Raw genomic sequence first — 14,723 nt, forward strand, 5'->3', positions numbered from 1 at the left:
CTAGGACCTCCGGTCGAATACGACGGTGACGAGCACCGGCAGCATCAAAAGGGACAACACCAGGACGCCCAGCCTGGCCGCCCACCCGCCGAGCAGCAGCCAGGCGCCGGCCTGGACGAGCACGAACAGCACCGCGACGACGGCGTTCTGCGTCCGGTGGCGCCGGGCGATCAGGCCGCCCTGGCGGGCGACGCGCACCGGGCGGGGCACCGCCGCGGCCAGCCGGGCCCGCAGCCTGCGCCACCTCGCCCGCCTGGCCTCCCGCTCGGCGCGCAGCGCGGCCTGGCGGGTCTTCTCGGCCTCCCGCTCGGCGCGGCGGCGCGCGCGTTCCTTGCTCACCCGGCCACCGCTAGCCCGGTGAGCGGGTGGCCGGCGGACGTGACGCCACCCGGAGCGACGCCGATGAACAGGACGCCGGTGGACGGAACGCGGCGGGCGCCCGCCGCCGGGACGTCACAGTGTGCCCACCCAGTTCTTGAGCAGGACCGCCCCCGCGTCGCCGGACTTCTCGGGGTGGAACTGGGTGGCCATGAGCGGGCCGTTCTCCACCGCCGCGACGAACGGCACGCCGTGCTCGGCCCAGGTGACCAGCGGCTGTTTGAAGCCCGGCCCGGCCTCCAGGTCGAACTTGCGCACCCCGTAGGAGTGCACGAAGTAGAAGCGCGTCGCGGCGTCCAGCCCGGCGAACAGCACCGACCCCTCGGGCGCCTGGACGGTGTTCCACCCCATGTGGGGCAGGACCGGCGCCTCCAGCCGCTCGACCACGCCTGGCCACTCGCCGCACCCCTCGGTGTGCTCGCCGTGCTCGACGCCCTCGGCGAACAGGATCTGCATGCCGACGCAGATGCCCAGCACCGGGCGGCCGCCGGCCAGGCGGCGGCCGATGACCTGCTCGCCGCGCACGGCCCGCAGCCCGCTCATGCAGGCCGAGAAGGCGCCGACGCCGGGGACGACCAGGCCGTCGGCGGCCAGCGCCGCGTCGAAGTCGGCGGTCACGGTCACCTCGGCCCCGGTGCGGGCCAGCGCCCGCTCGGCCGAGCGCAGGTTGCCCGAGCCGTAGTCCAGGACGACGACGTTCACCACCACAACACCCCCGCGGTGAGGGACAGCGCCGCCCCGACGCCGCAGACGACGGCGCCGGCCCGCATGCCCTGCTTGATGAACGACACGACGCCGCCGATCAGGAACAGCCCGAGGAAGATCATGGCGACGGCGGTCCAGTTGGAGCTCACAGCACCCCCTTGGTGCTCGGCACGCCGGTGGCGCGAGGGTCGCGCTCGCTGGCCGCGCGCAGCGCACGGGCCAGCGCCTTGAACTGCGCCTCGACGATGTGGTGGGCGTTGCGCCCGTACGGCACGCGCACGTGCAGGCAGATCGCCGCCTGGGCCACGAAGGACTCCAGGATGTGCCGGGTGAGCGTGGTGTCGTAGTCGGGGCCGATCATCGGCGCCATGCCCTCGGGCTCGGCGTGCACCAGATAGGGCCGGCCGGACAGGTCGACGGTGACCTCGGCGAGCGACTCGTCCAGCGGGCACGAGGCGTTGCCGAACCGCCGGATGCCCGACTTGTCGCCCAGCGCTTCGCGGAACGCGGCGCCGAGGGCGATGGCGGTGTCCTCGATGGTGTGGTGGGAGTCGATGTGCAGGTCGCCGTCGGTCTTCACGGTGAGGTCGAACAGGCCGTGCTTGCCGAGCTGGGCGAGCATGTGGTCGAAGAAGCCGACGCCGGTGGACACCTCGACCTTGCCGGTGCCGTCCAGGTCGACCTCCACCAGCACCGAGGTCTCCTTGGTCGTACGCTCGACGCGGCCGACCCGCGGCCTCGGCGCGCCTACGGCGGGACTGGTCACGAGATTTCCTCCGGGTCGTCGTGTCCGGGCCTCCCGGACGCGGGGATGACGTCTGAGACGGCCAGCACGGCCGTCAGCGCCTCATGGAAGGCGGCCGTCTCGGCGGCGGTGCCGATGGAGACGCGCAGCCATTGCGGCGGGCCCACCTCGCGGATCAGCACGCCGCGCGAGAGCAGCCCTTCCCAGACCGCGCGGCGGTCGGGGAACCGGCCGAACAGCACGAAGTTGGCGTCGGAGTCGGCCACCGACAGCCCCTGCCCGCGCAGCCGCGCCACGCACGCGTCGCGCTCGGCGCGCAGCACGTCGACGCTGCCGAGCAGCTCGTCCCGATGGGCGAGCGCGACCCGCGCCGCCGCCTGGGTCAGCGTCGACAGGTGGTAGGGCAGGCGCACCAGCAGCAGCGCCTCGATCACCGCCGGGTCGGCGGCGAGATAGCCGAGGCGCGTGCCGGCCATGGCGAACGCCTTGGACATGGTGCGGGTGACGATCAGCCGCGGGTTGTCCGGCAGCAGGGTGAGCGCGCTGGGCGTGCCGGTGCGGGCGAACTCGAAGTACGCCTCGTCGACCACCACCATGCCCGGCGCGGCCTGGACCACCCGCTGGATGACCTCCAGCGGCAGCGCCGTGCCCGTCGGGTTGTTGGGGCTGGTCAGGAAGACGATGTCGGGCCGGTGCTCCTCGATCGCGGCCACGGCCTTCTCGGGGTCCACGCCGAAGTCGTCCTCGCGCGCCCCGGCGATCCAGCGGGTGGAGGCGCCGGTCGTGATGATCGGGTGCATGGAGTACGACGGCTCGAACCCCATGGCCGACCGGCCCGGCCCGCCGAAGGCCTGCAGGATCTGCTGGAGCACCTCGTTGGAGCCGTTCGCCGCCCACACCTGCTCCACCCGCAGGCCGTGGCCCAGGTAGGCCGCGAGGTCCTCGCGCAGGGCGACGGCGTCGCGGTCGGGGTAGCGGTTGAGCGCCGAGGCGTCGCGGCGCACCGCCTCGGCCAGGTCGGCGACCAGCTCGGCGGAGGGCGGGTAGGGGTTCTCGTTGGTGTTCAGCCGCACCGGCACGTCGATCTGCGGCGCCCCGTACGGCGAGCGTCCGCGCAGGTCGTCGCGGATCGGCAGGTCGGCAAGGCGCGTGCGCCCCGCGGCCGTCACCGGGCACCGCCGTCGAACCGCACGCGGACGGCGGCGCCGTGGGCGGGGAGATCCTCCGCCTCCGACAGCGCGTACACGTGGGAGGCGGCGCCGGCCAGCGCCTCGCGGGTGTAGTCGACCACGTGGATGCCGCGCAGGAACGTCTGCACCGACAGGCCCGAGGAGTGGCAGGCGCAGCCGCCGGTCGGCAGCACGTGGTTGGACCCGGCCAGGTAGTCGCCCAGGGACACCGGCGCGTACGGCCCGATGAAGATCGCGCCGGCGTTGCGCACCCGGGCGGCGACCGCGTGGGCGTCGGCCGTCTGGATCTCCAGGTGCTCGGCGGCGTAGGCGTCCACCACCCGCAGGCCGTCCTCCAGGGAGGACACCAGCACGATGCCCGACTGCGGCCCGGACAGCGCCTCGGTGATGCGCTCGGAGTGCTTGGTGGCGGCCACCTGCGGCGCGAGCTCCCGCTCGACCGCCTCGGCCAGGCTCTCACTGGTGGTCACCAGCACCGCGGCGGCGATCACGTCGTGCTCGGCCTGGCTGATCAGGTCGGCGGCCACGTGGGCGGGGTCGGCGGTGTCGTCGGCGAGCACGGCGATCTCGGTGGGGCCGGCCTCGGAGTCGATGCCGATGCGGCCCTTGAGCAGCCGCTTGGCGGCGGCCACCCAGATGTTGCCCGGCCCGGTGACCATGGCGACCGGCTCGCACTCTTCGGTGCCGTAGGCGAACATCGCCACGGCCTGCGCCCCGCCGACGGCGTACACCTCGTCGACGCCGAGCAGGGCGCACGCCGCGAGGATCGTCGGATGCGGCAGCCCGCCGAAGTCGGCCTGCGGCGGTGAGCTGACCGCGAGGGAGGCCACGCCGGCCTCCTGGGCGGGCACGACGTTCATGACGACGCTGGAGGGGTACACGGCGCGGCCGCCGGGGACGTACAGGCCCACCCTGTCGACCGGCACCCAGCGCTCGGTGACCGTGCCGCCGGGCACGACCTGGGTGGTGGTGTCGGTGCGGCGCTGGTCGCGGTGGACCAGGCGCGCGCGGCGGATGGACTCCTCAAGGGCGGCGCGGACGGCCGGATCGAGGCCGGCGAGCGCCTCGGTGAGGGCCGCCGGCGGCACGCGCGTGGAGCCGAGCTCTACGCCGTCGAGGCGGGCGGTCCACTCCCGTACGGCCGCCACGCCCCTATGGCGCACGTCGTCGCACAGGGGCCGCACCTTCGACAGGGCGGCCTCGACGTCGAGCTCGGCGCGGGGCAGCACGTCGCGCAGGTTCTCCGGAAGGGACCCGCGCATGTCGATACGGGATATCACCGGACCAGTCTACGGAGGGCGGCGGCCCGCTCCGGCGTTTCGTCCGCCATTCGGGACGAAGCCTTTACATTGTAGATTTTAGCTTGCCGTTAGGCTGGTGACCGTGAGCAAGACCAAGAGCAAGGGAGGCCAGGGCACTCCCGCCACCGTGGCCCTGGCCAAGGCCGGGGCCGTCTTCACCCTGCACCCCTACGAGCACGACCCGAACGCCCAGGCGTACGGCGAGGAGGCCGCCGACGCGCTCGGCGTGCCGTACGAGCGCATCTTCAAGACGCTCGTGGCCGAGGTCGAGACCGGGCTCGCCGTCGCGGTCGTGCCGGTCGCCGGCAAACTCGACCTGAAGGCGTTCGCCGCCGCCCTGGGCGGCAAGCGGGCGGCGATGGCCGACGCCGCCAAGGTCGAACGGGTCACCGGCTACGTCGTCGGCGGCATCAGCCCGCTCGGCCAGCGCAAGGCCCTGCCCACGGTGATCGACGACTCGGCCCTGGCCTTCGACACGATCTACTTCTCCGCCGGCCGCCGCGGCCTCCAGATCGAAACCTCCCCCACCGACCTCGTCCGCCTCACCAAAGCCACCACCGCCCCCATAGCCAAATCCCCCTGACCCCGCCGTCACGCCATCGATGATGAAACAGGCGCCACTCCTCCGCCCGATCAGAAACGTCACCCCCCCAATCGACGGACACCGCCCGCTCCGTACCACTCCCCCCGCCCACCCAACCGCCAAAACGAGGACGTCTTCCCCGATCAGCGGACACCGCCGGCCCCGGCCCCGCACTCGCCTGGGCCTTTCACCGGCGCCGGGGCGGCGGGACGGTGGACGGCGAATACGGCGCCGTCGTACGGCGGGGTTCCGAACCCGGTGTGCCGCGGGGCGGGTGTGTTGGCAAGCCTTGCCGTCGCGGTGGCATTGACGACCGTCCAGACTGGGCTGGTGGAACCGGCGCTGCGAGGCGGCGGGGGCGTGGAGGCCGGAGGAGCCAAGGTTGAGCGAGCTGTGCTACTTGTCCGCCGTCGAGATGCTCGGCCTGCTGCGTGAGCGGCGGGTCAGTGCGGTCGAGTTGACCGAGGCGCACCTGCGGCGGGTCGAGGAGGTGGGGGGCGAGGTCAACGCGATCGTCACGCTCGTCGGCGACCGGGCGCTCGCGGAGGCCCGCCGGCTGGACGACGGGCTGGCGCGCGGCCACTGGCAGGGCCCCCTGCACGGCCTGCCCATCGCGTTCAAGGACCTGACCGACACCGCCGGCATCCGCACCACCTACGGCTCGCCGCTGTTCGCCGACCACGTGCCTGCGGCCGACGCCCTGGTCGTGCGCCGCGCCCGCGCGGCCGGCGCCGTGACGATCGGCAAGACCAACACTCCCGAGTTCGGCACCGGCTCCCACACCGTCAACGAGATCTTCGGCGCCACCCGCAACCCCTACGACACCGAAAAGAGCGCCGGTGGCAGCAGCGGCGGGGCCGCCGCCGCGCTCGCCTGCGGCATGGTGGCGCTGGCCGACGGCTCCGACATGGGCGGCTCCCTGCGCAACCCGGCCTCGTTCTGCAACGTCGTCGGGCTGCGGCCGACCCCGGGACGGATCCCGGACGCCTCCCCCACCGCCGCCTGGTTCACCCTGAGCGTGGCGGGCCCGATGGCCAGGACGGTCGGCGACGCCGCGCTGCTGATGAGCGTCATCGCGGGCTTCGCGCCGACCTCGCCGTTCGCGGTCCGCGAGGACGGCTCGGTGTTCGCCCAGCGGCTGGACACCGGCGTCGAAGGACTGCGCGTCGCCTGGAGCCCCGACCTCGGCGGCCTGCCGGTGGACGCGGCCACCGCCGCCGTGACCGCGCGGGCGCCCGCCGTGCTGGCCGGCCTCGGGGCCAAGGTCGAACAGGTCGACCTCGACCTGTCGGACGCCGAGGACGCCTTCCGCACCTACCGCGCCTGGCACTACGCGAGCACCTTCGGCGACCTGCCGCGCGACCGGCTCGGCCCGAACGTCGCCTGGAATGTCGAGCAGGGGCTGAAGGTCACCGGCGCCGCCCTGGCCCGCGCCGAGCGGCTGCGCAGCCGCCTGTTCCAGCGCATGACCGCCTTCTTCGAGACCTACGACGTGCTGATCTGCCCGGTCAGCCAGGTGCCGCCCTTCCCCGTCGAGCAGCCCTACGTCACCGAGATCGACGGCACGCCGATGCCGGACTACCTGGCGTGGATGCGCTCGGCGTACTGGATCAGCGTGCTGCACGCGCCGGCCGCCTCGGTGCCGTGCGGGTTCACCCCCGGCGGGCTGCCGGTGGGCGTGCAGATCGTCGGACGGCCGTGGGAGGACCTCACGGTGCTGCGCACGGCCCACGCGTTCGAGCAGGCGACCGGGCACGGCACCCGCAGGCCGCCGCTCGGCCGCTGACGCCCGAGATCCGCGGGCGGCCGCCCGGCCGCCGAAGACCGCTCAACCGCTGACGACGACCTCATCCGCCGGAGTCGCCGCCCCCTGGCGAGCCCGGCGGCTCACCGGGGCCATGCTGGGTGGATCCCGGAGCGCCGGGACCGTGCTCGCGGGTATCCGGATCGTTCGGATGTGCCCGGGTCTGGTGTGACCCGCCGTGGTAGGAGTCACCGGCGTACGGCGGCTCCCCCGCGTACGGCTGACGCAGCGGCGACTCGCGGTAGCCGTCGACCGACTCGACGATGCCGAAGATCGCCACCGCCACCAGCGGCCAGGCCAGCAGCACCCCGCGCGCCGTGACCGACAGCACGCCGACCGTGGCACCGAGCCCGGCCGACCCGGCGTGCGGGGCCGCCGCCTGGATGATCGAGCCGCCGATGGAGGTGCCGACGCTGAGCGTGAGCCACCCGGCCAGCATGCCGCCGACGGCGAGGCCGGCCAGCAGGGCGAGCGGGCGTCCCGTACGGGCGACCAGGTAGGCGACGATGCCGCACACCAGCCCCGCCACGCCGGTGATCACGGCGAACCAGCCGTCGGCGGCGATCAGCGACTGGGTCGTCGGATCGGCGAGCTGCGGACCCGTCTTGGTGACGATGTACGGGGTGCGAGGGGCCAGAGCCGACCACAGGAACCCGGCGGCGACCCCGAGGAGCGCCAGCACGACGACGGTGAGCCCGAAATCTCGCAGCTGCCGCACCCGATCACCCCGCCTGTCATCTCCCTGCACCAGCGTGCGGACCCCATATGGTACCGAGGACGGCCGCCCGGCGGCGCCTTAGGTCACGGGCGGGAGCCCCGTTAGGCTGTCCCCCGTGAGCGATGAGGTATGGCTGATCGAACCGTCCGGGCCTCTGCGGGGGGACGTCGAAGTACGCGGTTCCAAGAACGCGGTGTCCAAGCACATGGTCGCGGCGATGCTCGGCAGCGGCCCGAGCACCCTGCACAACGCCCCCGAGGTGGGCGAGGTCGGCATCACCGCCGCCATGCTCGAAGCCCTGGGCATCGAGGTGCAGATCAACCAGCGTGAGATCACGCTCGAACGCGGCCCCGAGATCCGTCCCCGGGTGCCGGCGGCCTTCACCGGGCTCAACCGCATCCCGATCCTCATGCTGGGCCCGCTGCTCCACCTGGCCGGCGAGGCGTTCGTGCCGCTGGTCGGCGGCGACCCGATCGGCCGGCGGCCGGTCAACTTCCACGTCGAGGCGCTGCGGCAGATGGGCGCCGAGGTCGAGGTCGGCGACGAGGGCATCACCGCCAAGGCCACCCGGCTGCGCGGCGCCCGCATCGAGCTGCCGTACCCGAGCGTCGGCGCCACCGAGACGATCCTGCTGTCGGCCGTCCTGGCCGAGGGCAAGACGGTGATCAAGGGCGCGGCCACCGAGCCCGAGGTGGTCGAGCTGGCGCTGTTCCTGCAGCGCATGGGCGCGCGCATCGAGCTGAGCCCCGACCGCCGCATCGTCATCGAGGGCGTCGATCGGCTGCGCGGCGCCTCCACCTGGCTCGCCGGCGACCGCATCGAGGCGTTCTCCTACCTGGTGGCCGGGCTCATCACCGGCGGCGAGGTGCGGGTGCACGGCTGCCCGCAGGACCGCCTGGTCACGGCCATCACCACCCTGGCGCGCATGGGCGCGCAGTTCGACATCACCGACGACTGGCTGACCGCCTCGGCGCCGAACGGCCTGCGCGCCGCCGCCGTGCAGACCGACACCCACCCGGGGTTCATGACCGACTGGCAGACGCCGCTGATGGTCCTGTTCACCCAGGCGGAGGGCATGTCGGTGCTGCACGAGACCGTCTTCGAGAACCGCCTGGTGTACGTGCCGGCGCTGCAGAAGATGGGCTGCGAGATCGAGATCTTCGACGTGTGCCTGGGCGGGCCCGCGTGCCGCTACCACGACACCAACGCCAAGCACTCGGCGGTGGTCAGGGGCGTGTCCAAGCTGCGCGGCGCCGACGTCACGCTGCCCGACATCCGCGCCGGGTTCTCCGCGGTGCTCGCGGCGGCGGTCGCCGAGGGCAACTCCACGCTGCGGGGCGTCAACCACATCGAGCGTGGATACCACCGCGTTTTCGACCAGTTCACCTCACTTGGGCTGAAGATCAACCGGGAAGCGTAAAGCTTCCGCGGGGTGGCGTTTGCCGGGGTTCTCTCGGTCGTACGTCTATCCCGTGACCTCGCGATCAGGCGGCCGCCGCGTGCCCGGCGGCGAGCGCCCACCGCGCCGGGAGCGTCCGGTGCTGGTGGGCGTCGCCGTGCTGGGCGCGGCGGGCGTGGCGGGCGGGCTGCTGGTCGCCGCGCTCGCCCTTCCGGCGGTCAGCTGGGGAGGCGTCCTGACCCGGACCACCGCGCACGACCTGTTCGAGGTGCCGGCGATGCTGCAGGAGCAGCCGCTGCCCGAGCGCAGCCGGCTGCTGGACAAGGACGGCCGGCAGTTCGCCCAGTTCTACGTGCAGAACCGGCAGTCGGTGGACATCACCAAGATCGCCCCCGTCATGCTCAAGGCGATCGTCGCCATCGAGGACGCGCGGTTCTACGAGCACGGCGGCCTGGACATCAAGGGCACGCTCCGGGCGATCATCACCAACACCCGGGCGGGCGGCATCCGGCAGGGCGGATCGTCGCTGACCCAGCAACTGGTGAAGAACGTGCTGGTGCAGAACGCCCGCTCGGAGGCCGAACGCGACCAGGCGCGGGCGCCGAACGTCCGCAGGAAGCTCCAGGAGCTCCGGTTCGCCGTGAGCCTGGAACGCAAGTACACCAAGGACCAGATCCTGGTCCGCTACCTCAACATCGCCTACTTCGGCGGGGGCGCGTTCGGCGTCCAGGCCGCCGCGCAGCGCTTCTTCGGCACCTCGGCCGCCAAGCTGACCCTGGAACAGGCCGCCACCCTGGCCGGGGCGGTGCGCACCCCGTACTTCACCGACCCCACCCTGGGCGCCGAGCACCGGCAGCGGCTGCTGGAACGCCGTGACCTCGTACTGGACCGCATGGCCCAGCTCAAGATGATCCCGCAGGTGCGCGCCGACGCCGCCAAGGCCACCCCGCTGCCACTCAACCTGCGTCCCGAACCCGGCGGGTGCAGCGAGAGCGACCATCCCTTCTTCTGCCTCTACGTCCAGAAGGAGATCATCGGCAATCCGGCGTTCGGCCGGACCCGGGCCGAACGGGAGCGCCGCCTGTTCCGCGACGGGCTGACCATCAGGACGACCCTGGACCGCACCGCGCAGGCGGCCGCCGACAAGGCCATCGCCGCGCACGTCCACCCCAAGGACCACCAGGTGGCCGCCGAGGCGATGGTCGAGCCGGGCACCGGCCGCATCCGCGCCATGGCCGCCAGCAAGCGGTACGGGGCCAACCCGGGCGAGCGCAAGGACGGGCCGCGGACCACCTACAACCTGCCCGCGGACATGGCGCACGGCGGCGGGCAGGGCTTCCAGGCCGGGTCGACGTTCAAGGTGTTCACGCTGGCCACGGCCCTGGCCAAGGGGTGGCGGTTCGACCAGGGCTTCGACACACCCGGCAGCTTCGTGCCGTCCTCGGGGTACAAGGACTGCTCGGGCAAGAAGGTCAACGCCCCGGGCACCGTCGTGCACAACGCCGGCGGCGAGGGCAAGGGCGGCCCGTACAGCCTGGCCACCGGCACCTGGCAGTCGGTCAACATCTTCTACATGATGCTCGAACGCGAGGTGGGACTGTGTGACGTCGTGCGCACCGCCCGGTCGGTGGGCATCGCGCGGGCAGACGGGCAGCCGCTCAAGGAGGTGCCGACCTTCACCCTGGGCGTCAACGAGATGGACCCGCTGACCGTCGCCGCCGGTTTCGCCGCGTTCGGGGCGCGCGGACGCTACTGCCGGCCGATGGCCATCCTGGAGATCGCCGAACGGCACGGCCGTCGCACCGGCATCGCGCCGAGTTGCTACCAGGCCGTGGAGGAGGACGTCGCCGACGCCGTCAATCACATCCTGACCGGCGTGTTCACCAAGGGCACCATGAAGGGCCAGGGCATCGGCAGGGACGCGGCCGGCAAGACCGGAACGAACAACGGGTACACCTCGGCGTGGTTCGCCGGGTACACCCCCGACCTGGCGGCGGCGGTGAGCCTGGGCGACATCAGAGGCGCCTACAAGTACCCGCTGACCGGCGTGGAGATCGGCGGGCAGAGCTACGGCGGCGTCCAGGGCGCCACGCTGCCCGGCCCCATCTGGGTGCGCTCGATGGAGCTGGCCCTGCGCCATCAGCCCGCCACCCCGTTCCACCACCCCGACATGCACCGCTTCGGCGGCGGCACCACGCCGGGCCTCAAGCCCGAGGACCTGCTCGCCGACCCCCGCCTGGGCCGCGGCGAGCGCGACCGCCGCGACCGGGACGACGAGCGCGCTGAGGGCCAGGACGGAGAACGGACCCGGGACGGGGGACGCGGCCTGCGCCGCCACTGGCACCGTCCCGCGAACCGGCGCCACTGGCACCGGTTCTGGACCCGCCCGGAGGAGGACGCCTGGATCCCCTGGCCCGACTGGCGCCACACCCGCCGCCACCGCTACCGCCCCGCCTGGGAACGCCCCTGGCACCACCCCCGCCCCCACTGGTACCGCCACGGCTGACCCACGAACGCGACAACCGACCAGCGAACCCGACGCGACGACCGAGCGGTGCACCAACGCGACGATCGACCACGAAATTTGCGCCTTCGGCACGCCTTACCTCAGGCGCCCCTCACCGCACCGCAACCAACCACCGACGCCCTTACCTCCCAGCACCGTGACTCCTCCCACCGCCGTGACGTCGGCTGGCTTGAAGGGCGCCGCGACGGCGGGACGAGGCACGCGAATTCGGCGCCCACGTGCGGCGGGCCACCCGGCGAACCACCGTGGATCCCACTGGTTCGGCAATTACGCCGGGTGCGAGACGTTCCCGGATGTCGTAGCCGGTGTTCCTGTCCAGCATTCGGGTTACGCGCTCAGACTTCCCCGGCCTTCGTGCCACGGAGGAACAGTTGCCATTCCAGGGGGCTGACGACCAGGACGGGCCCACCGGGATTCTTGCTGTCGCGCACGCCGATGGCGCCGGCCAGGTTGGAGGCGACCTCTACACATGTACCGCCGTCACCACTAGACCATGAAGACTTACGCCACTTCGCACTGCTCAGGTCCATTGCGCCGTCACTTCCTCGATGATGCCGAGCGACAGGTTCTTCGGAAGGGCCGCGGCTCGCAAGGCGTCATAGCGCCCTACCAACGCGGTGATGGTCTCACGCTCTCCGATCGTGAGTCCTCGCGGTGCACTCTCGACGTACACGCTATACGGTACGCCACGCAGTTCGGCGATCGTGAAGGACGCCTGAAGCCCGACCGCGGACCATGCCGCGTAAGGAACGACTTGAATCGTCACTCGGGGATGCTCTGCCGCCTTCAGAAGTCGTGCCATCTGTTCACGCATGAGCGCCGCATCACCCATCGGCCGACGAAGCACTCCCTCATCTATGAGGCTCAAAATCATCGGCCCCTTGTCCGCGATCAGAATGGCCTGCCGCTCGATGCGCTGAGCGACCCTCTGCTCCACGAGCTCAGGCGTGATTCCTGGTTCGTCCTCGAAGATCCGCCTGGCATAGGACTCGATCTGGAAGAGCCCGGGAATCAGGAGAGGATCCCAGATCTGCAACGCGGATGCCTGCGCCTCCAACGCCTGGAAGTCCCGGAAATGCTCGGGAGCGGACTCCCATCTCGTTCCCTTCCACAGCTCGTGGAATACGCCGTCGAGCTGGAACACGCTGTCGCAGGCGTCGGCGAACCTGCGGTCCGGCCTGCGTCTGACCGTCTCCACCATGCCCAGCGTACTGACCGCCACCGTGAGCTTGCGGGATAGCTGTAGCTGGGTCCATCCCTTTTCGAGCCGATATTGGCGTAGCTCGTAGGCGAAACGCGCTAACGGAGACTCATCCGGGTTGATTTGGATTGGGTTAGGCATGTCCCTTTTCTCCTATCAATCTCACGGGGCCTCACTAATGCTGTCACGGTCCCTCGGGGAATGTGGTGGCATCGGGAGACCATTTCCCTGGTCGAAGCCGCCGGCGACCCGCACGCTTGGACAACCGAATAGCGCATAGATGACGGCCATGGTGACGCCGATTCGAACCTGGACCGGCATTCGCGAGCTCTCATCAACGAGGCCCCGGAGGGTTGTCCCGTGAAAAAGCCCGAACGGCGGGAAGAGGAGTACATTCACCTGGTCCGGCTGGCGTGGGACCTGAACACGCGCGGGCTGAGCTCGGCGGTGGACCTGCCCAGCGGACGCGGTCCTGTCCTACTGGTCGCCAAGGGCTCCGGCCTGCTGAAAGTGACGGCGCTGGCGCGGGACGGCCAATGGTTCTTCACCTGGGGACGGGGACGCGCCCAGCAGGTGCGGGCGCTTTCGCACGACGCGGCCGACCGCGTCCGGAAGGCCGCCCAGTGAGCGCCAGGACCGCGAACCTGCTCGGCTCCGTCGGCCTTCTCGGCAGGATCAGCTCGGTCACCCTCGCGCGCGCCTACGTTCGAGGGTTGCTCCTGGCCGCCGGGCGGCGCGAGATCGACGACATCGAACTACTGGCCGGCGAACTCGTCGCCAACGCTGTCAAGCACTCAGAGTCAGGACGCCGGCCGGACGGCATGGTGCACCTACGCGTGTACGACGACGGCGGCACGATCCGCGTCGAGGTGACCGACGAAGGCTCGCCCGGCCCTCTCCCCCACATCTCCGCCCAGGTCGACCCCCTCAGCGAAAACGGCCGCGGCCTATGGCTGGTACGCGAGCTCTCCTCCACCTGGGGATCAACACAGGACGAAATGGCCCGAACGGTGTGGTTCCAGATCGTCCCCTGACAATGATCGCCGGACACCCGACCGAACGGCCAGCGACGCGACGCGGAGCGTCCCCAAGCACATGCCAACAGCCCGGCGCCGGGGCCGCCGTACATAAATAGGTTGCGCACGTGGCTAGCCTGGTTGTCGTGGCTGAGATCGACGCTGAGATGTTCGTCCGTGACGGGTTCGTGAAGGTGGCCGCGACGGTGGCGCCGGAGCTGGCCGAGGCGGCGCTGGCGCAGGCGTGGGCGCAACTGGGCGGCCGCTCCCCCGCAGATCCGTCCGGCTGGGACGAGCCGGTGATGTGGGCGTCGGACCTGACCGGTCAGGGGCCGCTGGGCGAGATGGCGCGCAGCGCTCGGCTGGCGCGGGCTTTGGACGAGGTGTGCGGGGCGGGCGGCCGGGCACCGCGTGGCGCGCTCGGCATGATCCCGGTGCGGTTTCCCGGCAAGGCCGCGATCGACGATCGCGGGTGGCACATCGATGCGAACGTGGCCCTGCCCGACGGGACGTACGCGGTCAGCGGGCGCCCGGAGATGATGCTGGTGCTGACGCTGCTGTCGCAGGTGGGCCCGGATGACGCGCCGACGCGGATCCGGGTGGGTTCCCACCGGGCGGCGGGGGCGGCGCTCGCGGGACAGGTGCTGGACCCGATGAAGGCCGGGCCGGTGGTCGACGAGGCCACGCGAGACTTCCCGGTGGCGTACGCCACGGGCGAGCCGGGCGATGTGTTCCTGGTGCACCCGTTCACCGTGCACGCCGCCGACGAGCACCGCGGGACGCGACCGCGCTTCATGGCGCAGGGGCCGGTACTGCTGAGGCAGCCGGTCACACCGGAGACGGACAATCTGCTGGGGCGGGCCCTGGCGGGCTGACGTCCGCGAGGACCGACGGTCCCGATGCGTGGGCCAGGCGGTCGGACCGGCTGTCCGCCGCCCCATGCCGACGAGCGTGCAACCCTTCGTCAGCAGGCTCTTGGAAGGGCGCCGTGACGGCGGGACGAGGTACGGCGAATCCGGCGCTCATCGTACGGCGGGCCGCGTGGTCATGCTTCCCGGGCCTTCGTGCCACGGAGGAACAGCCGCCATTCCCCGGGGCTGACGACGATGGCGGCGGGTCCTCTGGGATTCTGTTCAGTCACCTCCAGAACACATCG

General features: G+C 71.8%; 16 protein-coding genes. 7 read left to right on the top strand and 9 right to left on the bottom strand.

Going from position 1 to position 14,723, the window contains the following annotated elements; translation table 11 throughout:
* From ACZ6QO_RS06950 to hisD, 6 genes are all read right to left on the bottom strand, one after another.
* Entirely contained in the window at window positions 1–339 is a 339-nt protein-coding gene (locus ACZ6QO_RS06950; RefSeq protein ID WP_465848427.1) for a hypothetical protein, read from the bottom strand.
* Between the two features lie 114 nt (window positions 340–453).
* Entirely contained in the window at window positions 454–1,086 is a 633-nt protein-coding gene (gene hisH / locus ACZ6QO_RS06955) for an imidazole glycerol phosphate synthase subunit HisH (RefSeq protein WP_465848429.1), read from the bottom strand.
* Window positions 1,077–1,232 (bottom strand): hypothetical protein, encoded by a 156-nt coding sequence (locus tag ACZ6QO_RS06960; RefSeq protein WP_465848431.1) that lies wholly within the window; start codon window positions 1,230–1,232, stop codon window positions 1,077–1,079. The genes hisH and ACZ6QO_RS06960 overlap by 10 nt, the downstream gene beginning before the upstream one ends.
* A complete protein-coding gene (gene hisB, locus ACZ6QO_RS06965; RefSeq protein WP_465848432.1) occupies window positions 1,229–1,849 on the bottom strand; it encodes an imidazoleglycerol-phosphate dehydratase HisB in 621 nt (206 codons plus the stop codon). The genes ACZ6QO_RS06960 and hisB overlap by 4 nt, the downstream gene beginning before the upstream one ends.
* Window positions 1,846–2,997, bottom strand: a complete 1,152-nt coding sequence (locus ACZ6QO_RS06970; RefSeq protein WP_465848433.1) for a histidinol-phosphate transaminase — start codon at window positions 2,995–2,997, stop codon at window positions 1,846–1,848. Before ACZ6QO_RS06970 ends, hisB begins: the two co-directional genes overlap by 4 nt.
* Window positions 2,994–4,298, bottom strand: coding sequence for a histidinol dehydrogenase (gene hisD, locus ACZ6QO_RS06975; protein WP_465848434.1), 1,305 nt, complete (start codon window positions 4,296–4,298; stop codon window positions 2,994–2,996). Before hisD ends, ACZ6QO_RS06970 begins: the two co-directional genes overlap by 4 nt.
* A gap of 103 nt (window positions 4,299–4,401) precedes the next feature.
* Here hisD and ybaK point away from each other — a divergent pair, with 103 nt between their 5' ends.
* Entirely contained in the window at window positions 4,402–4,902 is a 501-nt protein-coding gene (gene ybaK / locus ACZ6QO_RS06980; RefSeq protein WP_465848436.1) for a Cys-tRNA(Pro) deacylase, read from the top strand.
* A 382-nt stretch (window positions 4,903–5,284) separates the two neighbouring features.
* Window positions 5,285–6,688 (top strand): amidase, encoded by a 1,404-nt coding sequence (locus tag ACZ6QO_RS06985; RefSeq protein WP_465848437.1) that lies wholly within the window; start codon window positions 5,285–5,287, stop codon window positions 6,686–6,688.
* 61 nt (window positions 6,689–6,749) lie between these two features.
* Here the strand turns inward: ACZ6QO_RS06985 and ACZ6QO_RS06990 are convergent, their stop codons facing one another.
* Window positions 6,750–7,424, bottom strand: coding sequence for a hypothetical protein (locus tag ACZ6QO_RS06990; RefSeq protein WP_465848439.1), 675 nt, complete (start codon window positions 7,422–7,424; stop codon window positions 6,750–6,752).
* 115 nt (window positions 7,425–7,539) lie between these two features.
* Here ACZ6QO_RS06990 and murA point away from each other — a divergent pair, with 115 nt between their 5' ends.
* Together murA and ACZ6QO_RS07000 are read left to right on the top strand one after the other, a co-directional pair.
* Window positions 7,540–8,844, top strand: coding sequence for a UDP-N-acetylglucosamine 1-carboxyvinyltransferase (murA, locus tag ACZ6QO_RS06995; protein ID WP_465848440.1), 1,305 nt, complete (start codon window positions 7,540–7,542; stop codon window positions 8,842–8,844).
* 52 nt (window positions 8,845–8,896) lie between these two features.
* The gene (locus ACZ6QO_RS07000; RefSeq protein WP_465848442.1) at window positions 8,897–11,329 is read left to right on the top strand and encodes a transglycosylase domain-containing protein; all 2,433 of its coding nucleotides are present in this window, start codon (window positions 8,897–8,899) and stop codon (window positions 11,327–11,329) included.
* 356 nt (window positions 11,330–11,685) lie between these two features.
* Here ACZ6QO_RS07000 and ACZ6QO_RS07005 read toward each other — a convergent pair whose 3' ends face one another.
* Both ACZ6QO_RS07005 and ACZ6QO_RS07010 read right to left on the bottom strand, forming a co-directional pair.
* On the bottom strand, window positions 11,686–11,880 hold the full coding sequence (locus ACZ6QO_RS07005; protein WP_465848444.1) for a DUF397 domain-containing protein: 195 nt from the start codon (window positions 11,878–11,880) through the stop codon (window positions 11,686–11,688).
* On the bottom strand, window positions 11,871–12,692 hold the full coding sequence (locus ACZ6QO_RS07010) for a helix-turn-helix domain-containing protein (protein WP_465848446.1): 822 nt from the start codon (window positions 12,690–12,692) through the stop codon (window positions 11,871–11,873). The genes ACZ6QO_RS07005 and ACZ6QO_RS07010 overlap by 10 nt, the downstream gene beginning before the upstream one ends.
* A 219-nt stretch (window positions 12,693–12,911) precedes the next feature.
* Here ACZ6QO_RS07010 and ACZ6QO_RS07015 point away from each other — a divergent pair, with 219 nt between their 5' ends.
* The 3 genes from ACZ6QO_RS07015 to ACZ6QO_RS07025 all read left to right on the top strand — a co-directional run bounded on the left by ACZ6QO_RS07015 (window position 12,912) and on the right by ACZ6QO_RS07025 (window position 14,442).
* Window positions 12,912–13,178 (top strand): hypothetical protein, encoded by a 267-nt coding sequence (locus ACZ6QO_RS07015; RefSeq protein WP_465848448.1) that lies wholly within the window; start codon window positions 12,912–12,914, stop codon window positions 13,176–13,178.
* Window positions 13,175–13,585 carry an ATP-binding protein gene (locus ACZ6QO_RS07020; protein ID WP_465848450.1) on the top strand — a complete coding sequence of 137 codons (411 nt, stop codon included), beginning with the start codon at window positions 13,175–13,177 and terminating at the stop codon, window positions 13,583–13,585. The genes ACZ6QO_RS07015 and ACZ6QO_RS07020 overlap by 4 nt, the downstream gene beginning before the upstream one ends.
* Window positions 13,586–13,713: 128 nt before the next feature.
* Complete coding sequence (locus ACZ6QO_RS07025; RefSeq protein ID WP_465848452.1) at window positions 13,714–14,442, top strand: phytanoyl-CoA dioxygenase family protein; 729 nt, start codon at window positions 13,714–13,716, stop codon at window positions 14,440–14,442.
* Window positions 14,443–14,723: the final 281 nt, after the last annotated feature.

It is taken from the genome of Sphaerisporangium sp. NPDC049457 (assembly GCF_055586705.1).

Excerpts from the sequence above, each read along its gene's own strand:
- ACZ6QO_RS07005 (WP_465848444.1), bottom strand. The coding sequence starts at position 11,880 with ATGGACCTGAGCAGTGCGAAGTGGCGTAAGTCTTCATGGTCTAGTGGT.
- ACZ6QO_RS07010 (WP_465848446.1), bottom strand. The coding sequence starts at position 12,692 with ATGCCTAACCCAATCCAAATCAACCCGGATGAGTCTCCGTTAGCGCGT.